General features: G+C 65.3%; 15 protein-coding genes. 3 read left to right on the forward strand and 12 right to left on the reverse strand.

Annotation, left to right across the window (positions count from 1 at the left end):
• The first annotated feature begins 139 nt into the window (after positions 1 to 139).
• Positions 140 to 1,963, forward strand: coding sequence for a caspase family protein (locus tag FJV43_RS05450; protein ID WP_239625194.1), 1,824 nt, complete (start codon positions 140 to 142; stop codon positions 1,961 to 1,963).
• A gap of 671 nt (positions 1,964 to 2,634) precedes the next feature.
• Here FJV43_RS05450 and FJV43_RS05455 read toward each other — a convergent pair.
• From FJV43_RS05455 to thiD, 4 genes are all read right to left on the reverse strand, one after another.
• Entirely contained in the window at positions 2,635 to 3,618 is a 984-nt protein-coding gene (locus FJV43_RS05455) for a threonine/serine dehydratase (RefSeq protein ID WP_239625195.1), read from the reverse strand.
• Between the two features lie 87 nt (positions 3,619 to 3,705).
• Entirely contained in the window at positions 3,706 to 4,749 is a 1,044-nt protein-coding gene (locus FJV43_RS05460) for a glycosyltransferase family 1 protein (RefSeq protein WP_239625197.1), read from the reverse strand.
• Positions 4,750 to 4,762: 13 nt separating this feature from the next.
• Complete coding sequence (locus FJV43_RS05465) at positions 4,763 to 5,575, reverse strand: UDP-2,3-diacylglucosamine diphosphatase (protein ID WP_028182133.1); 813 nt, start codon at positions 5,573 to 5,575, stop codon at positions 4,763 to 4,765.
• Positions 5,576 to 5,861: 286 nt separating this feature from the next.
• Positions 5,862 to 6,662 carry a bifunctional hydroxymethylpyrimidine kinase/phosphomethylpyrimidine kinase gene (thiD, locus tag FJV43_RS05470; RefSeq protein ID WP_239625198.1) on the reverse strand — a complete coding sequence of 267 codons (801 nt, stop codon included), beginning with the start codon at positions 6,660 to 6,662 and terminating at the stop codon, positions 5,862 to 5,864.
• Between the two features lie 128 nt (positions 6,663 to 6,790).
• Between thiD and FJV43_RS05475 the strand changes: the two genes are divergently transcribed.
• Entirely contained in the window at positions 6,791 to 7,036 is a 246-nt protein-coding gene (locus FJV43_RS05475; protein WP_008554991.1) for an Lrp/AsnC family transcriptional regulator, read from the forward strand.
• A gap of 11 nt (positions 7,037 to 7,047) precedes the next feature.
• Here FJV43_RS05475 and FJV43_RS05480 read toward each other — a convergent pair whose 3' ends face one another.
• The gene (locus tag FJV43_RS05480) at positions 7,048 to 7,974 is read right to left on the reverse strand and encodes a cytochrome c (protein ID WP_239625200.1); all 927 of its coding nucleotides are present in this window, start codon (positions 7,972 to 7,974) and stop codon (positions 7,048 to 7,050) included.
• 155 nt (positions 7,975 to 8,129) lie between these two features.
• On the opposite strand from FJV43_RS05480, the gene FJV43_RS05485 reads away from it, so the two are divergent.
• Positions 8,130 to 8,546 (forward strand): CHRD domain-containing protein, encoded by a 417-nt coding sequence (locus FJV43_RS05485; RefSeq protein ID WP_028182282.1) that lies wholly within the window; start codon positions 8,130 to 8,132, stop codon positions 8,544 to 8,546.
• 73 nt (positions 8,547 to 8,619) lie between these two features.
• Here the strand turns inward: FJV43_RS05485 and FJV43_RS05490 are convergent, their stop codons facing one another.
• The 7 genes from FJV43_RS05490 to FJV43_RS05520 all read right to left on the reverse strand — a co-directional run bounded on the left by FJV43_RS05490 (position 8,620) and on the right by FJV43_RS05520 (position 17,861).
• The gene (locus FJV43_RS05490; RefSeq protein WP_239625202.1) at positions 8,620 to 9,903 is read right to left on the reverse strand and encodes a cystathionine gamma-synthase family protein; all 1,284 of its coding nucleotides are present in this window, start codon (positions 9,901 to 9,903) and stop codon (positions 8,620 to 8,622) included.
• 343 nt (positions 9,904 to 10,246) lie between these two features.
• Positions 10,247 to 10,696 (reverse strand): cytochrome c, encoded by a 450-nt coding sequence (locus tag FJV43_RS05495; RefSeq protein WP_239625203.1) that lies wholly within the window; start codon positions 10,694 to 10,696, stop codon positions 10,247 to 10,249.
• 99 nt (positions 10,697 to 10,795) lie between these two features.
• Positions 10,796 to 13,105, reverse strand: a complete 2,310-nt coding sequence (locus tag FJV43_RS05500) for a xanthine dehydrogenase family protein molybdopterin-binding subunit (protein WP_239625205.1) — start codon at positions 13,103 to 13,105, stop codon at positions 10,796 to 10,798.
• 251 nt (positions 13,106 to 13,356) lie between these two features.
• Positions 13,357 to 13,647 (reverse strand): DUF1127 domain-containing protein, encoded by a 291-nt coding sequence (locus FJV43_RS05505; protein WP_239625207.1) that lies wholly within the window; start codon positions 13,645 to 13,647, stop codon positions 13,357 to 13,359.
• 260 nt (positions 13,648 to 13,907) lie between these two features.
• A complete protein-coding gene (gene murJ, locus FJV43_RS05510; RefSeq protein ID WP_239625209.1) occupies positions 13,908 to 15,434 on the reverse strand; it encodes a murein biosynthesis integral membrane protein MurJ in 1,527 nt (508 codons plus the stop codon).
• A 219-nt stretch (positions 15,435 to 15,653) separates the two neighbouring features.
• Positions 15,654 to 16,805, reverse strand: a complete 1,152-nt coding sequence (locus FJV43_RS05515; RefSeq protein WP_239629323.1) for a DegT/DnrJ/EryC1/StrS family aminotransferase — start codon at positions 16,803 to 16,805, stop codon at positions 15,654 to 15,656.
• Positions 16,806 to 16,856: 51 nt separating this feature from the next.
• On the reverse strand, positions 16,857 to 17,861 hold the full coding sequence (locus tag FJV43_RS05520) for a Gfo/Idh/MocA family oxidoreductase (protein ID WP_239625210.1): 1,005 nt from the start codon (positions 17,859 to 17,861) through the stop codon (positions 16,857 to 16,859).
• Between the last annotated feature and the right edge of the window lie 85 nt (positions 17,862 to 17,946).

A 17,946-nucleotide genomic window follows, 5' to 3' on the forward strand; every position in this document is an offset into this window, starting at 1 on the left:
GCTAACCATAGCAGGTTCCAAGCGTGATTCAGATCACGTACGCGGCCACGGTGATAGGGATCGCGGACCACAGGCTCGAACGCGGACAAGCTTGCTCGCAACCAATCTCGCATCGAGATGAGTGCCAAAGGAGCACGCCATGTTCCGCTTAAAGCCTTTCCTGATGACGGCTAGCCTGCTGGGAAGCCTGTTCGGCTTCGCCTGCGGGCCCGTTTCCGCGCAAGTCGCCCCGGTCGCACCGGCCCCCACCGCCCTGCAAGGCCCCGAGCAGCGGGTGGCGCTGGTGATCGGCAATGCGAACTACCAGAACGCGCCGCAGCTTGCGAACCCCGACGATGACGCGCAATCGATGGCGCAGTTCCTGAACTCCGCCGGCTTCGAGGTCGTCGCAGCGACCGATTTGACCCAGAACGACATGCTCCGTGTCGTCCAGGACTTTTCCGCCAAGGTCGCCTCGCGCGGTCCCAACACGGTGGCGATGGTCTATTACGCCGGTCACGGCGTGCAGCTCGCCGGCGAGAACTATCTCGTTCCCGTCGACGCCAAGGTCTCCAGCCCGACCGAGCTCGTCAACAATTCGGTGCGCCTCGTCGACGTGATGTCCACGCTGGAGACGATCCCGAGCCGCATGCGCATCGTCATTCTCGATGCCTGCCGCAACAACCCGTTCCCTGAGGTCAACGATGCCGGCCGCGGCCTTGCCATCGTCGATGCGCCGAACGGATCGATCGTCGGCTACTCGACTGCGCCGGGCGCCGAGGCGCTCGACGGCACGGGCGGTCACAGCCCCTATACCCAGGCGTTCCTGAACGTCGCGCGCGAGCCCAACGTGCCGATCGAGCAGCTGTTCAAGCGCGTGCGCCTGCAGGTCAACCAGACCACGAGCGGCGCGCAGATCCCGTGGGAGAGCTCCTCGCTGACGTCCGACTTCACCTTCTTCGGCGACACCGCGGTGGCCGCCAACCGCGCACCGGTGAAGGCGCCTGTCGTGCAGCTGGCCTCCAACCTGCCGAGCCGTTCGACACGCCAGGCCTATGACTACGTCGTGTCCGAGGACCGTCCGGAATACTATCAGGAGTTCATCCGGATGTATCCGCACGATCCGCTGTGCGACCACGTCCGCTGGCTGCTCAAGAACCTCCTGATCTCGCAGGCCTGGCACAAGGCGGTGCTCGCGAACTCGCCGCTTGCCTACAAGAGCTTCTACGACAGCTACGGCAACAGCCCCTATGCACAGGTCGCACTGAAGCTGCAGGCGCAGCCGAAGCAGATCCCCGTGATGCAGGCGACCAAGTTCCTGGCGCCGCAGAACATTGCGCCGATCCTCAAGATCGGCAATCTCGGCCAGCCCAAATACTTGCCGCTGATGCAGCAGGGTCATGGTGGGTCGCAGACGGGCGGCAACCTGCCGGCCCTGCAGAAGCCGGTCGACGGCAATGGCATCGGCAAGCCCGGCAATGGCGGCCAGATCGTCAATCTGCCGGCTGGCAACAACAACCAGCCGAACCCGCAGAACGGCACGCCGTCGCAGTCCTTGGGCAAGATCGTCACCCTGCCAGCGCCGACCACCACCACCAACAACAAGGGCGGCATCGGCAAGATCGTGACGCTGCCTGCGACCAACACCAAGCCGGACGGCGGCAACGCCAATGGCAAGCCGGGCAAGGTCGTGAGCATGCCGGTGAATGTCGGCAAGGGCGGATCGAAGATCGATGCGAAGCCGATCAATGTTCAGACGCAGAACCGCCCGATCCGCATCACCAACGGCAACACCGGCATCGTGGAGCGCAACGGCAACCCGGTGAACAAGGTGCAGGTGCAGAACAACGTGCAGACCAACCGTCCGCAGCTCAACACGATGCCGAGCCGCATGGTCAACAGCAACAACAACTTCCGGCAGTCGATGAACCAGGCGCCGAGCACGAGCAATGGCGGCAATCGCCGCGGCGGCTTCATGCACTGACTGCGCGAACGAAGAAGGTGCGCTCCCTCCCCCGCTTGCGGGGGAGGGCTATCGCATATGAGATGTGGCTATGGGCATCGACTGTCTCCATAGCGTCATGGCCGGGCTTGTCCCGGCCATCCACGCCTTTCCACGCGGCACAAAGAACGTGGATGCCCGGGACAAGCCCGGGCATGACGACCTCTGCAAAATTCAAATGCGATTGCCCTGCACTTGCGAGGGTTGGGGAGAGGGTCTCTCCACAACGGGACAATCCCCAAGAGGAAAAAGCCCTCACCCGGCACTACGTGCCGACCTCTCCCGCAAGCGGGAGAGGTTGTACCGAGCAAGCCGTGAATTCGAACCGCGAAATCGACAAGACGAAAGGGCAGAGCGGTGACGCTCTGCCCTTTCTTCATCTCAGCCCTTGAACGTCATCATTCCGGCATGCGCCGAAAGGCGCAGGTCCGGAATGACGGCTAGAGCGGAATGGGCTTAGGTTGAATCAGCCGGCCGCGGGCTCGGTGCACCTCTCCCGCTTGCGGGAGAGGTCGGCGCAACGCGCCGGGTGAGGGCTCTCACCTCTTGGGGGCTCTCGATTGCGGAGCTACCCTCTCCCCAACGCTCCCCCGCAAACGGGGGAGGGAGCGCACCTCCGTCGTTGCGGCATCAGAACCTGATCTCATCGTACTCTAGGCCACCAGCTCGGCGAACAGATCGGCGTCGACATTGCCGCCGGAGAGCACGATGACGACGTTCTTCCCAGCGACGTCGAGACGCCCCGCGAGCAGCGCGGCGAGGCCGACGGCGCCGCCGGGCTCCACCACGAGCTTGAGCTCGCGATAGGCGAACGCGACGGCCGCGCCGACTTCCTTGTCCGATGCAGTGACGCCGCGCGCGAGCAGCTTGCTGTTGATCGCAAAGGTCATCTCGCCGGGCATCAAGGCCATCAGCGCATCGCAGATGGTGCGCCCCGCCGGTGCATGCGGCTCGCGGTGGCCGGCGGTCAGCGAAATGCCGTGATCGTCGAATGCCTCCGGCTCGGCCACCACGATCTCGGCCAGCGGATAGCGCGCCTTCACCGCCGTCGCGACGCCCGCGATCAGGCCGCCGCCTGAGGCCGGCGCCACCACGATGTCAGGGGCGAGACCGAGGCTCGCCATGTCCTCGGCGATCTCGCGGCCGGCGGTACCCTGCCCCGCGATCACGAAGGGATCGTCGTAGGGCTTGACCAGCGTCGCGCCGCGCTTCTCGGCGATGCCGCGCGAGATCGCCTCGCGGTCGTCCTTGTCGCGATCATAGAGCACGACCTCGGCGCCGTAGGATTTGGTGCGCTCGCGCTTCGACAGCGGCGCGTCCGCCGGCATTACGATGGTGGCCTGCATGTCGAGGATCTTTGCCGCGGCTGCCACGCCCTGGGCATGGTTGCCCGAGGAGAACGCAACCACGCCGCCGGCGCGCTTGTCCTGCGGGATCGAGAACACCTTGTTGAAGGCGCCGCGGAACTTGAACGAGCCGGTGCGCTGGAGCATCTCCGGCTTCAAGAACACTTTCGCGCCGACACGCTCGTTGAGCACAGGGAAGGACAACAGCGGGGTGCGGATGGCATAAGGCGCGATCACGCGCGCTGCGGCATCGATGTCGGCAGGGCCGACCGGGAGGAGCTGTTCGGTCATGGCGGAATGGTATCGCGGCCGACGAGGCCCCGGCAAGACACCTCCGCGCGAGGATTCCCAAAACGTTCTCGCGCGATCGAGATGGCTCTAGGCGACGAAGCGCGGCTGTTCCGTCCCGTTCCCGCCGGGCAGCACCGCGCCAACCGCCCTGATGCTGTCGATAAAGACCCGCGCCGAGGCTTCCCAGGTGTAGTTGGCGGCGAACGCAACGCAGTCCTGCCGACAGACGTCCAGCGCGGCGAAGCAGGCACTGCCCAGATCGTGATCGAGCGCGCCCACCGGCGCATCGCCGATCACGTCGCGGGGGCCTTTCACCGGAAAGGCCGCCACCGGCAGCCCGCTGGCGAGCGCTTCCAGCAGGACCAGGCCGAACGTGTCGGTCTTGCTGGGGAACACGAACACGTCGGCGGCTGCGTAGATGTCCGCCAGTGCCTCGCCCTGCTTCTCGCCGAGGAAGATCGCATCGGGATAGGCCTCCTCCAGCGAGGCCCGCGCCGGGCCGTCACCGACGATGACCTTGGTGCCGGGCAGGTCGAGGTCGAGGAAAGCCTCGAGATTCTTTTCCACCGCGACCCGGCCTACCGACAGGAACACCGGTGCCGGCAGGCAAAGATCGATGGCACGGGGATGGAACAGGCCGGTATCGACCCCGCGCGGCCACAGCACGACATTGTCGAAACCGCGGTCGGTCAGTTCGCGGGCCAGCGCCGGGGTTGCTGCCATCACGGCACGGCTGGGCGCATGGAAACGGCGCAGCGCGTGCCAGATCAGCGAGCCCGGCACCGGCACGCGGGCGCGGACATATTCCGGGAATCGGGTGTGGAAGCTGGTCGTGAACGGCAGCTTGCGCTGGCGGCAATAGCGGCGGACCATCAGTCCGATCGGCCCTTCCGTCGCGATGTGGATGCTGTCCGGACGCGCTTCCTGGATCAGCCTCGCGATCCGCGCCGGGCGCGGCATGGCCAGCCGCACGTCGCGATAGCTCGGCATCGCGAAGGTGCGGAACGATTGCGGCGTCAGGAACGCGAATTCGACGTCGAGATCCTTGGCCGCGTCAGCAAGCTTGGTCAGCGTCCGAACCACACCGTTGACTTGCGGGTGCCAGGCGTCGGTCGCGACCAGGATGCGCATCAGGCGGCCCTTGTCATGCAGCTCTTGCCGCGACCTGCGGGACCGCCGCCGGCTTCTGCAGATGATCCGCCCAGGTGATGATCTCGAAATGGCCGTCGTCATGCTCGACCAGGGCGGTGCAGCTCTCGACCCAGTCGCCGCAATTCATGTAGCGGATGCCGGCCTCGTCGCGGATCACGGCGTAGTGGATGTGGCCGCAGATCACGCCGTCCGCTTCGTGGCGCCGCGCCTCGGCGGCGAGCGCCTGCTCGAACGCGCCGATATAGTTGACGGCGTTCTTGACCTTCTGCTTGGCCCATTGCGACAGCGACCAATAGGGTACACCGAACAGGCGGCGGAAGAAGTTGACGAGGCGATTCATCTGGATCGCGAAGTCGTAGGCCTTGTCGCCGAGATGGGCGAGCCAGCGCGCGTTCTGCACCACGAGATCGAAGATGTCGCCGTGGATGACCAGATAGCGCTTGCCGTCGGCGCCGGCGTGAACCGTGTTCTCGACGACGTCGATACCGCCGAAATGCGTGCCGTAATAGTTGCGCAGGAACTCGTCGTGATTGCCGGGGATGTAGATGATCTTGGCGCCCTTGCGCGCCTTGCGCAACAGCTTCTGGACGAGGTCGTTATGCGATTGCGGCCAGTGCCAGCTCGATTTCAGCGCCCAGCCATCGACGATGTCGCCGACGAGATAGATCGTGTCGGCATCGTGGTAGCGCAGGAAGTCGAGCAGTAGATCGGCTTGAGAACCGCGGGCTCCGAGATGGACGTCGGAGATGAACAAGGTGCGAAAGCGCCGCTCCGGGCTCTCGTCACTCACAGCGTAACTTCCCATGCGCCAGCCTGTAACAATGTCCCGTGACAGGGGGATGACCGATTGAACCTTGAGGCACCTCAGCTACGAATCAAACTTCGCCTCGCCCTCCCCGCGAATATCAGTCGCATGCGACAATCAGGCGACATGGCGCCGCAGAAGGTGATCGTCATGCCCGGGCTTGTCCCGGGCATCCACGTTCTTCGTGCTGCGTGGCAAGGCGTGGATGGCCGGGACAGGCCCGGCCATGACGATGTGGGGGCTAGAGCGTGCCCCCAAAGTGCACCGCTGCCGCGGGCGGCCCGCGTCAGTAGAACCTGTGGAAATGATGGATCGGCCCATGGCCGTGGCCGACGCTGAAGCGGTCGGCGGCGCCGATCGCTGCGCTGATCCAGGCCTTGGCATTGCGCACGGCGTTTTCCAGATCCTCGCCTCTGGCCAGCCCCGCCGCGATCGCGGAGGACAGCGAGCAGCCGGTGCCATGGGTGTTGCGGGTGGCGATGCGCGGCGCGGCGAGCGCGATCGTGCTGTCCGCACCGACCAGATAGTCGATGCTCTCCGCGCCCTCGCCATGCCCGCCCTTGACCAGGACGGCGCGGCAGCCGAGCGCCAGCAGGCGGCGCCCCTGGCTCTCGATCTCGGCCTCGCTTGCCGCGACCGGCTCATCGAGCAGAGCCGCGGCCTCCGGCAGGTTGGGTGTGATCACGGCGGCGAGCGGAATCAGCCTGGTGCGCAGGGCGTCGACGGCTTCCGCGGCCAGCAGGCGGTCGCCGGAGGTCGCGACCATGACGGGATCGAGCACGACGTGCCGGGGCGCCCAGCGCGACAGCGCGGCGGCGATGGCATCGATGCTGGCGACCTGGGCCACCATGCCGATCTTCACCGCGCCGATTTCGAGATCGGAGAACACCGCGTCGATCTGTCCGGTGACGAACGCGGCCGGCACCGCGTGGATGCCGGTGACGCCACGCGTGTTCTGCGCCGTCAGCGCCGTGATCACGGAGGCGCCGTAGACGCCGAGCGCGGCAAAGGTCTTCAGGTCGGCCTGGATGCCGGCGCCGCCGCTCGAATCGGAGCCGGCGATGGTGAGTGCGACCGGGGTCGTCATGACGATTTTCCGCGTTTTCGAGCCATGATCCGTCTTAGCAAGCCCCCGCCGAACCCAGCAAGTTCGCTTGCTAAATCCGGCCGGTTTTGGCCTATTAGCCGGAAGAATACGCTCTCGGAGTGCCCGCGATGGTTCCCTTTTTCGTCCAGATCAAATGCAAGCTCGGCCAGTCCTATGTGGTCGCCAACGCGCTCGCCGAAGCCGAGATCGCCTCCGAGATCTACTCCACGGCCGGCCAATACGACCTGCTGGTGAAGTTCTACGTCGACAAGGACACCGACATCGGTCACTTCGTCAACGAGAAGGTGCAGGTGCTGCCGGGCATCCAGGACACCCTCACCATCATCACCTTCAAGGCGTTCGGCGCGGGCTAGCTTGAGCCGTATTAGCTGCCCTGCTTGCGTTTCGGCGGCGTCGGCCCGTCCACCGGCGGCAGCGATTTGAGGTACTCCGCCATCGCCGCGAGATCCTGGTCCGGCAATTGCGAGGTGTTCTTGATCACGCGCGTCATCGCGCCGCCGGCGCTGTCGCCATCCGGTAATTCACCGGTCTTGAGGAAATAGGCGAGATCCTTCGCGCTCCACTCGCCGAGGCGCTTCTGGGTGATGTTCGGAACCCATCCCTCGCCTTCCGGATTCGGACCGCCGGCAAATCGCTGGCCGGAGATGATGCCGCCCAGCGCATTGCGCGGGCTGTGGCACTCGGCGCAATGGCCGAAGCTGTTGACGAGATAGGCGCCGCGATTCCACTGCGGCGACTTGCTGGCGTCGGCGACGAAGGGCTTGCCGTCCATGAACAGGAACTTCCAGATGCCGATGTTGCGCCGGATGTCGAAGGGAAAGCTCACCTCGTGATCACGCACCTTGCCTGCAACCGCCGGCAGCGTTTTCAGATAGGCAAAGAGATCGAGCACATCCTGCCGCCTCGCGTGCTGGTAGGAGGTGTAGGGAAAGGCCGGAAAATAGTGCTGGCCCGATGGCGAGACCCCGTGCATCACCGCGTTGACGAAATCGGCGTCCGTCCATTTGCCGATGCCGTCGTTCGGATCGGGCGAGATGTTCGGTGCGTAGAACGTTCCGAACGGCGATTTGATCGCGACGCCGCCACCAAGCCTGAGACGATCGGGCTGATTGGGAACGGCATGGCAGGACGCGCAGCCGCCGGCGTTGAACATCACCTCGCCATTGGCCAGATCGGGCGCGCGGGCCGGGATGGCGCCCGCAGCCGCCACCACCGGCGCACTGAGCCACCAGTAAAGGCCGGCAGCGGCGACCGCGACGAGCAGCGCCGCGACAATTGTTCGTTGCAACATGCGGACCCATTCACTCGTTGCGGCGAACTTACGACCGATGCCGTCGCGGCTCCAGCCACGAAGAATTTAGCCCGCCCTGGCCGGAGACCGGAATAAACTGAAATGCCGGCTGTTGGAAGTTTGGCAGCCCCTTCGGGTTCAACAGGGAGAACGTCATGAACAAGTCCGTCATTGCCGTGTTCGCGCTCGGTGCCGTTGCCTTTGCAGGGTCCGCGAACGCCGAAAAGCTGAAAGCAACGCTCGACGGCAAGGCCGAGGTGCCGGCGACGACCAGCAGCGCCACGGGAACGGCCGATCTCAACTATGATGCCGCCAGCAAGAAACTGTCCTGGACCGTCACCTATTCCGGCCTCTCTGGGCCCGCCACCGCCGCGCATTTCCACGGCCCTGCCGAGGCCGGCAAGAACGCAGGCGTTGCCGTCCCGATCCCGAACGCGGCCTCGAGCCCGGTCAAGGGCGAAGCGACCCTGACCGACGCGCAGGCCGCCGATCTGCTCGGCGGCAAGTACTACATCAACATCCACACTGCAGCCAATCCGGGCGGCGAGATCCGCGGCCAGGTGACGAAGTAAGCCTCGAGGCCGCTTCGTTGCGCGAAGGCCGGGCGCTGCAGGGCGCGTCCGGCCTTTTCGATTCCGGGGGCGCTCAAGCCGCGTTCAGCGCCTGCGCGAGGTCGGCGATCAGGTCCGACGGGTTCTCGATGCCGATCGACAGCCGGATCGTGGAATCGAGGACGCCGATCTTGCGGCGGATGTCGGCGGGGACGCCGGAATGGGTCATGGTTGCGGGCAGGCTCGCAAGCGATTCCGTTCCGCCGAGGCTCACCGCCAGCTTGAGGATCTGCAGCGCGTTGAGGAACTTGACCGCCGCCTGCTTGCCGCCTTCGATGTCGAAGGAGAAGGTGGATCCGGCGCCGAGACACTGCCTCGCAAACGCGCGCCCGGCCGGCGAGTCCTCCTCGTGATGACCGAGGTAATGGACCTTGGCGACCTTCGGATGATCGCGCAGGAAGTCCGCCACGAGGCGCGCATTGTCGTTGGCCTTCTCCATCCGCAGGCTCAGCGTCTCCAGCGAGCGGTTGATCATCCAGCAGGAATGCGGATCGAGCTGGGTCCCGATGGCGCCGCGCAAGGCCTTGATGCCCTTCATGATCGCCTTCGAGCCGAGCGCGGCGCCCGCGATCAGGTCGGAATGACCGCCGACATATTTGGTCAGCGAATACAGCGAGAGGTCCGCACCATGCTCGATCGGCCGCTGAAACACCGGTCCAAGCAGCGTGTTGTCGCAGGCGATGACCGGTGTGTGTCCCTGCGCCTTTCCGATCGCGTCGGCAACACGGCGGATCATCGCGATGTCGACTAGGCCGTTGGTCGGGTTGGCCGGCGTCTCGATCAGGATCATCGACACCCGCCCCTTGCCCATGGCCTCCTCCGACGCCTGCCTGACCGCCGTCTCGTCGATGCCGTCGGCAAAGCCGACGGCGCCGATCGACAGGCGTGCAAGCGTGTTCGTCAGCAGGGTTTCCGTCCCGCCATAGAGCGGCTGCGAGTGCAGGATGACGTCGCCGGGGCGAACGAAGGCCAGGATCGTGGTTGAGATGGCCGCCATGCCGGATGAGAACAGCGCACAACTCTCCGTGCGCTCGTAGATCGCGAGCCTGTCCTCGACGATTTCGCTGTTGGGATGATTGAAGCGCGAATAGACGAGGCCCGCGCCCATGCCTTCCGGCGGCTCGCGCCGGCCGGCGACGTAGTCGAAGAAGTCCTGCCCGTCCTCGGCCGTCTTGAACACGAAGGTGGACGTCAGGAACACCGGCGGCTTGATGGCGCCTTCGGACAGTTGCGGATCATAGCCATAGGTCAGCATCAAGGTTTCCGGATGCAGCATATGGTTGCCGATATGGGTCTTGGACGGAAACGGTTTTGCCATGGCCTGTCTCGCTGTTGCTTCAATTCCGCGCCGGGCGTTGGAACCTCCGGATGCCGTGAGACATCGATGCCGCATCGGCATCACCATAGATAACCTCTTTGACAGCGATCCGTCAGGCCATGCGAACGGAATTCGTGGCCGGCTCGTGGCCAGTCGCGATCAGAGGGAGCGCCAAGCGCGCGGATGGAGCGCAGGCAACCCGGGACAGGCCCATCGGCTTCGACCGGCTGGCGCGGCGATCGCAGCAACCGTAGGTCGGATGAGCTCAGCGAGATATGCTTCCACCGTCCCGGGTGTCGTTGCGGTCGTCCGGGCTACGAAATTCGGGCCACGACCCGCGCCGTCACTTCAGCTTCACACGATACGTCTCGTGGCAATCGTTGCAACGGTCGTTGATCGCAGTGTAGGCGGACTTCAGGCTCGCCACGTCGGTGATCTTGCCCTTGGCGTCGGCGATCGCCTTCTGCACCGGCGGGATCTTCGAATCGAAATCGGCCTTGTTCTGCCAGATCTTTTGCGACGAGCCATAGGTCGCGTCGACCACATCCTGCTTGGGATTGACCGCGAAGGTCTTGGCGATCTTGGCAACATCGGCCTCGATGTTGGCAATGGCCTGATCGGCAGCCTTCTTGTCGAAGGGGATATCGCCTTTCGTCATCTTCTGGATGACGCCATACTGGTTCTTGGCGATCGAGCGCATCAGATTGTCCTGCTGGACGGCAATCTCCTGCTGCGCCATCACGGCGCCCGCACCCAGAAGCAGGGTGCCTGCGACAATCATCGTTCGTTTCATCGGGTATTCTTCTCCGGCTCGCAGAGTTCTTGGGAGATGGGTCACATGAATAGAACCCCGCGGCGGGCGTTTATTCCCGCCCGCGGGGAAGATCACCGTTCACAGGCTGTGGCGGCGATGGTGCTCGTTGATTGCGATCCACACCCGCTCCGGCGTTGCCGGCATGTCGATGTGGTCGATCTTGTATTCGCGCCAGAGCGCGTCGACGATGGCGTTGACGATCGCCGGGCAGGAGCCGATCGCGCCGGCCTCGCCGGCCCCCTTCACCCCCATCGGATTGGTCTTGCAGGGGATGTTGTTGGTCTCGAACACGAAGGCCGGCCCGTCAGCCGCGCGCGGCAGCGCGTAGTCCATGAAGGTCGCGGTGATGAGCTGTCCGTCGGTGGCGCCATACACCACCTGCTCCATCAGCGCCTGGCCGATGCCCTGCATGGCGCCGCCATGCACCTGTCCCGCCAGCAGCAGCGGATTGAGCGTCTTGCCGAAATCGTCGACGATCACGTAGTTGACGATCTTGATGATGCCGGTGGCCGGATCAATCTCGACCTCCGCGACATGGGTGCCGTTCGGATAGGTGCCGTCGGCGCTGGCAAAGGTCGCGCTGCCGTTCAGCTTCGATGGATCGACGCCCGGCCGCTTGGCGAGATCGGCGAACGAGATCGAGCGGTCGGTGCCGGCGATGCGCACCACGCCCTCGGAGATCTCGAGGTCGCCCGCGCTGGCTTCCAGCGCCTGCGCCGCGATCTCCTTCAGCTTCTGGCCGAGCTCGCGCGTGGCACGCTCGACGCTGACGCCGCCCGAGGGGATCGAGGCCGAGCCGCCGGTGCCGAGGCCCGTTGCGATCTCGTCGGTGTCGCCCTGGTGGATGTGGACGCGCTCGGGCGCGACGCCGAACTGCTCGGCGACGATCTGCGCATAGGCGGTCTGGTGTCCCTGCCCGCTCGATTGCGTTCCGATCAGGACGGTGACGTCGCCATTGGGGTCGAGCCGCACATTGGCGGTCTCCTCGCCCATGGTGCCGCACACCTCGACATAGCTCGCAAGGCCGATGCCGCGGATCAGGCCATGCTTCTTGGCGAGCTTCGCGCGCTTGGGAAACTCCTTCCACTCGGCGATCTCCATCGCACGCTTCAGATGCGCGGCGAAGTCGCCGGAATCGTAGACCTTGCCGGTGGCGGTCTTGTAGGGCAGCGCCTTCGGCTGGATGAAGTTCTTGCGACGGACCGCGTCCGGCGTCATGTCGAGCTTTCGCGCGCAGGCATCGACCAGACGCTCGATGACATAGGCCGCCTCAGGCCGGCCCGCGCCGCGATAGGCATCGACCGGCACGCTGTTGGTGAAGATGGTGCGCACCCGGCAGTGGAAGGCCTGGATGTCGTAGAGGCCCGGCAGCATGCCGGCGCCGCCATGGGGAATGTAGGGCCCGAAGGTGGACAGATACGCGCCCATGTCGCCCATCAGGTCGCAATCCATCGCCAGGAACTTGCCGTCCTCGGCCAGCGCCATCTTGGCGGTGGTGACGTTGTCGCGGCCCTGCGCATCGCCCATGAAATGCTCGGTGCGGTCGGCCGCCCATTTCACCGTCTTCTTCAGTTTCTTGGCCGCGACCGCCATCAGGGCGTATTCGCGGTACGGGAACAGCTTCGTGCCGAACCCGCCGCCGACGTCGGGGCAGATCACCCGCATCTTGTCGGTGGGGATGTTGAGCACGTTCTGGCACAGGATGTCGCGCAGCCGGTGGCTGCCCTGGCTGCCGATGGTGAGCGTCAGGTGATCGCGCTTGGCATCGTATTCGCAGACCGCCGCGCGCGTCTCCATGAAGCTCGCGACCACGCGCGGATTGACGATCGAGATCTCGGCCACCGCATGCGCCTTGGCGAAGGCGGCTTCCGTCGCAGCCTTGTCGCCGATCGAGACGTCGAACAGCACGTTGCCGGGCTTGTCCGGCCAGACCTGGGCTGCGCCCTTCTTCACGGCGTTGACGACCCCGGTCACCGCCGGCAGCGGGCTCCATTTGACCTCGATCGCCTCGATGGCGTCGCGGGCCTGGTCGATGGTCTCGGCGACGACGAAGGCGATGGCATCACCGACATGGCGCACCTCGTCCTTGGCGAGGATCGGGTAAGGCGGGCCGGTGAACGGATCGGTCTCGAGATTGAACAGGCACGGCAGATTGCCGAGATCCGCGACGTCCTCGGCGGTGAGGATCAGCGCGACGCCGGGCAGCCCGCGAGCCGGGCTCACGTCGATGGTGTATTTGGCATGCGCATGCGGCGAACGCAGCATCAGGCAGCGAAGCGCAGCCTGCGGCGCGTAATCGTCGGTATAGCGGCCCTTGCCGCGGATGAGCGCGTCATCCTCCTTGCGCAGCACGCTTTGGCCAACGCCGAACTTGATGGGAGCCGCCATTTTGTTTTCCCGTTCTCATGGTTGTTTTGCCGGCATATTGCCGTGGAAAAAGTGGCAAGGCAAACGGGTTTAGGCATGCGCATGGGTCGCAGGCCGAAGAGAGCGCCGCACCCACGTCATGGCGCAGACTGTCGCATGGCTCTTGGAGGATAGGATCGCGCCGCAAAACAAGGCCCTCCCCCTGAGGAGCCCGCCAAAGGCGGCATCTCGAAGGATCGGCCGCAAAGCGACCCGCCAAGCTCCTCGACGAGTTACATCCCACCACGGCTCAATAGATACCTCGTGCTATCTCTGAGCCTGTCGATGGCGCGCTCAGGTGCGATGGAGTCGATCTCACAGCGCGTCAGGCCGATATCCAAAAGCTCCCTGTCGCTCAGGTCCTGCAAGGTGGTTTGTGGGCGGTGGCGCCAGCGCCACTCCTGATATGCACGCCAGTATTGCGTGAGGAAGCTCCGCACATCTGGCGTCGTGACGAGGTCGAGGCGGAGCCTCGCGGCATCGCCCGCCGGGTCGGCCGTGCTGTTGGTCAGTTGAGGTGGCATCGAACGCTCCTGCTGTTGTGCCGGCAGCGAGCGTGGCCAAACAAAAGGCCCCGTCCGATGCCGGCGGGGCCTGGTGAAAGAGATGTCGTCGTCGAATTCCTAGCGCACGACTCCTCCCACCGCCCAGCCGAAGCGGGTGATGTGATTGCGGTTGAGGATGCGCGACGATTTGATCATGCCGTGCTGATACCACGACGATCGCGTAAAATCAAGGGATGTGCGGAGGTCTGCTGCACCCTGGAGGCGAACGCCCTGCTCCGCTAGCCGCGCACCAGCGAGACCAGCCAGCTCCGGCCGAACAGAACCAAAATCGCGAGCGCATAGACGACCGTGCCTCCGACCGCGAGCAGGACCAGCGTCAATTCGTCCCGGAAGTGCATCGGGCCCAACAAAGGACCGCTGAAGCGCGCGATCAGCCAGAACGCCGCGGAGAGAATCAATCCGGTCAGCAGGAATTTGCCAAGCGACATCAGCCAGGCGCGGTCCAGCACGAGGAAGCCCCGCCGCACGGCGAAAAACAGCACCAGCAAGAGATTGGTCCAGACGCCGACGGCGGTTGCCAGCGCGAGGCCGATCTGGGCCAGCGATCCCATCAGGGCGACCTTCAGTGCGACGTTGACGGCGATGCCGGTCAGCGACGCCCGAACCGGCGTCGCCGTATCCTTGCGCGCATAGAAGGTCGCGACCGCACTGCGGATCAGCACGAAAGGAATGAGGCCGATGGCATAGGCCGCGAGTGTGCCGCCGGCGGCGACGGCATCGGCCTTCGAGAAGGCGCCGCGGGCGAACAGCGCACGCATGATCTCGTCGGGCACGGTGAGGAAGGCCGCCACGAACGGGATCGAGAACAGCAGCGTGAAATCGAAGGCGCGACGCTGCGCCTTCATCGCGCCGTCATGGTCGTTGGCGGTAATCCGCCGCGACATCTCCGGCAGCAGCACCGTGCCGATGGCGATGCCGATGACGCCGATCGGCAGCTGGTTGAGACGGTCGGCATAGTAGAGCGCCGACAGCGCGCCGGCGGGCAGGAAGGTCGCGATGATGGTGTCGGCGAACAGCGCGACCTGCGTGCCCATCGAGCCCAGCGTCGCAGGTCCAAGCGCCTTGAAGAAGGCGCGGACGTCTTCGTCGAGCTTCAGCGGTGCAAAGCGCGGAAGGCCGCCATGGCGGGCGAGATCGCCCGCGAGCAGGAAATATTGCAGGAAGCCGGAGATGAGCACGCCCCAGGCTGCGGCATGGCCCGCAGTCGGAAACCACGCGGCGAGCGCCAGCGTCATCATCATCGCGACATTGAGGAAGATCGAGGCGGCCGCGGCGCTGGCGAAGCGCTGCATCACGTTGAGCATGCCGCCGTAGAGCGTCACCAGCGTGATCAGCAGCAGATAGGGAAAGGTGATCCGGGTCAGCTCGATCGCGAGCTTGCGCTGCTCGGCGTCGTCGCTGAAGCCCGGTGCGAGGATGCTCATGGCCTGCGGCATGAACAGCCAGGCGACGATCAGCAGCACCACCTGCGAAGCCAAGAGCAGCGTGAAGATGCGGTCGGCGAACAGGCTTGCCGCCGCCTCCCCCTTCTCGCCATGGACATGGGCATAGGCCGGCACCCAGGCCGCGTTGAAGGCCCCCTCGGCGAAGATCGCGCGGAAATGGTTGGGCAGCCGCAGCGCCACGAAAAAGGCGTCGGCGACGGGACCGGCGCCGAGGATCGCCGCAAGCATGATGTCGCGGGCAAATCCCGTCACCCGCGAGAGCAGCGTGTATCCGCCAACCGTGAAGATGCGTCCGAGCATGCGCTCTTCTAGAGCCTAATTGGGCAGAGGTCGATTGCATCCTGTAATGCGCGTTGCTGTGCCCTCTCCCCTTGTGGGAGAGGGCTGCGCCGGAAGCAGACACATGCTCGTTCGGGTGAGGGGTTTCTCTCCGCGCATTGCCTGCGGAGAGAAACCCCTCACCCGTCTCGCCGCTCACGCGGCGAGCCACCCTCTCCCACAAGGGGAGAGGGCAAGAATTCAGCCCGCGAGCGCGCCGCGGACGGCGGCGATGATTCGCTCCTGGTCGGCTTCGGTCACATAGGCATGCATCGGCAGGCTGATCACGTCCCGCGACAGGCTCTCGCAACCCGGCAGCCCGCCTTCCGCGACCGGATATTGCTTGTAGGCGGTCTGCTGATGCATCGACTTGCCGTAGTAGATCGCGGTCGGCACGCCCTGGGCCTTCAGCGCGGCGGCAAAGCCGTCGCGGTCGGTACCCTCGGGCAGACGGATGGTGTACTGCGCCCAGACCGAGGTATTGCCGGGGCTGAGGCGCGGCACGGTGACCACATTGGACAGGCCGCGCTCATAGCGCTCCGCGACCTTGTTGCGGGCGGCGATCTCGTCGTCAAAGATCTTCAGCTTCTCGATCAGGACCGCGGCCTGCATGGTGTCGATCCGGCCGGTCAGGCCGAGACGGACATTGTCGTATTTGTCCACGCCCTGCCCGTGCACGCGGATGCTGCGCAGCGTGGCCGCGAGCTCGTCGTCATCGGTGAAGATCGCGCCGCCGTCGCCGAAACAGCCGAGCGGCTTTGCCGGGAAGAAGCTGGTCGCCGTGGCATGTGCGAGCGTGCCGAGCTTGCGGCCCTTGTAGCTCGCGCCAAACGCTTGCGCGGCGTCGTCGAGCACGAACAGGCCCTCGGCCTTGGCGATCTCGGCGATGGAATCGTGATCGGCCGGCTGGCCGAACAGGTCGACCGGAATCACCGCGGCGGGCTTGAGGCCGGCCTTGCGGGCGGTCGCGATGCCGCGCTTCAGCGACTCCGGGCTCATGTTGAAGGTCGCCTCGTCCACGTCGACATAAACAGGCGTCGCGCCGGTCCGCGCCACCGGCGAGGCGGTCGCGATGAAGGTGAAGGATGGACACAGCACGGCATCGCCGGGCCCGACATTTTTCGCCATCATCACCATCAGGATCGCGTCGGTGCCGCTGGCGCAGCCGATCACGTGCTTGGCGCCGCAATAGGCCGCGAGCTGCTTCTCGAGCTCGAAGACCTCGGGTCCGTTCACGAACTGGCAATGGTCGAGCACGCGCTTGACGGCCGCATCGAGCGAGGCCCCGAGCCGGCGCCGCTGCGCGCCGACGTCGATGAAGGGAATGGGATCGGAACGCAGATGCTGGTTCATAGTCTGGTTCTTGGCGCCTTGTGACGTTTGAGCGGTCGACATGGAAAAGGATCAGCCGGCGACGCGGCGCGGAGCCTTGCGGACGGGCGACGTCGCCGCAGGCCGCGACGGCGTTTCGAGACATTGCGTGGCGATCTCGAGGCTGGCGACGCCTTCATCGCCCGTTACTGCCGGCGTATCGCCATGGCGCACCGCCTTGAGGAACGCGATCAGCTCGGCGCGCAGCGGCTCATCGTGGCCGACCGGCAGATGCCGCATCGAGTAGCTGCCGTCGGGCTTGAAGCCGAAGCACTCGGTGACCTGGCGCGTGAGCAGATCGCCCATCACGTATTTGCCGCGCGTGGCGACCGTGACGCTGCGCGCCTTGAACGGCGTCAGCCAGTTTGTGTTGATGTGGGCGAGCACGCCGTTGGCGGTGCGGAACTGCAGGAGCGCGATGTCCTCGCGCTCGGCGACGGCGCTCGACAATTGCGGCTGCACCTCGACGATGTCGGATTCGGTGAACCAGCGGATCAGATCGATGTCGTGCACGGCAAGGTCGATGACGACGCCGACATTGGACATGCGCGGCGGAAACGGGCCGACGCGCGTGATGGCGATGGAGAGAATGTCCTCGCCCGCGATGGCCTGCTTGACCGCGGCGACCGCCGGATTGAAGCGCTCGACATGGCCGACCATCAGCGTCACGCCGGCCTTCTGTGCCGCGGCGACGATCTCGCGGCCCTCTTCCACGGTGGAGGCGATCGGCTTCTCGACCAGCACGTGGATGTTCTTGGCGATGCAGGCGAGCGCGACCTCGTGATGCAGATGGGTGGGCGCGGCGATGGTCACGGCGTCGACGCCTTCGGCGAAGAGCTGGTCGAGCGTCTCGAAGCTTTCGCAACCGGCAAGCTCCGTTGCCCGCTCACGATGTGCCGCCGAGGGATCGACGACGCCGACGAGGCTGACGCCGGGTAGACCCGCAAGCACGCGCGCGTGGTTGCTGCCCATCACGCCGGCGCCAATGACGCCGACGCGCAAGCCGGCCTTCGCCGGTGCAGATCCTTTGGAACTCATCTGAGCAATCCCCGATTCAACCCAAATCCCCGGCGCCTCTCCTAGCACGGTCGCCACATTTGTGGCGAATGCGGAGCTGGGAGCC

The sequence above is a fragment of the Bradyrhizobium sp. I71 genome, assembly GCF_022354745.1.
GTDB lineage: Bacteria > Pseudomonadota > Alphaproteobacteria > Rhizobiales > Xanthobacteraceae > Bradyrhizobium > Bradyrhizobium liaoningense.

Excerpts from the sequence above, each read along its gene's own strand:
- FJV43_RS05450 (WP_239625194.1), top strand. The coding sequence starts at position 140 with ATGTTCCGCTTAAAGCCTTTCCTGATGACGGCTAGCCTGCTGGGAAGC.
- FJV43_RS05455 (WP_239625195.1), bottom strand. The coding sequence starts at position 3,618 with ATGACCGAACAGCTCCTCCCGGTCGGCCCTGCCGACATCGATGCCGCA.
- FJV43_RS05460 (WP_239625197.1), bottom strand. The coding sequence starts at position 4,749 with ATGCGCATCCTGGTCGCGACCGACGCCTGGCACCCGCAAGTCAACGGT.
- FJV43_RS05465 (WP_028182133.1), bottom strand. The coding sequence starts at position 5,575 with ATGGGAAGTTACGCTGTGAGTGACGAGAGCCCGGAGCGGCGCTTTCGC.
- thiD (WP_239625198.1), bottom strand. The coding sequence starts at position 6,662 with ATGACGACCCCGGTCGCACTCACCATCGCCGGCTCCGATTCGAGCGGC.
- FJV43_RS05475 (WP_008554991.1), top strand. The coding sequence starts at position 6,791 with ATGGTTCCCTTTTTCGTCCAGATCAAATGCAAGCTCGGCCAGTCCTAT.
- FJV43_RS05480 (WP_239625200.1), bottom strand. The coding sequence starts at position 7,974 with ATGTTGCAACGAACAATTGTCGCGGCGCTGCTCGTCGCGGTCGCCGCT.
- FJV43_RS05485 (WP_028182282.1), top strand. The coding sequence starts at position 8,130 with ATGAACAAGTCCGTCATTGCCGTGTTCGCGCTCGGTGCCGTTGCCTTT.
- FJV43_RS05490 (WP_239625202.1), bottom strand. The coding sequence starts at position 9,903 with ATGGCAAAACCGTTTCCGTCCAAGACCCATATCGGCAACCATATGCTG.
- FJV43_RS05495 (WP_239625203.1), bottom strand. The coding sequence starts at position 10,696 with ATGAAACGAACGATGATTGTCGCAGGCACCCTGCTTCTGGGTGCGGGC.
- FJV43_RS05500 (WP_239625205.1), bottom strand. The coding sequence starts at position 13,105 with ATGGCGGCTCCCATCAAGTTCGGCGTTGGCCAAAGCGTGCTGCGCAAG.
- FJV43_RS05505 (WP_239625207.1), bottom strand. The coding sequence starts at position 13,647 with ATGCCACCTCAACTGACCAACAGCACGGCCGACCCGGCGGGCGATGCC.
- murJ (WP_239625209.1), bottom strand. The coding sequence starts at position 15,434 with ATGCTCGGACGCATCTTCACGGTTGGCGGATACACGCTGCTCTCGCGG.
- FJV43_RS05515 (WP_239629323.1), bottom strand. The coding sequence starts at position 16,805 with ATGAACCAGCATCTGCGTTCCGATCCCATTCCCTTCATCGACGTCGGC.
- FJV43_RS05520 (WP_239625210.1), bottom strand. The coding sequence starts at position 17,861 with ATGAGTTCCAAAGGATCTGCACCGGCGAAGGCCGGCTTGCGCGTCGGC.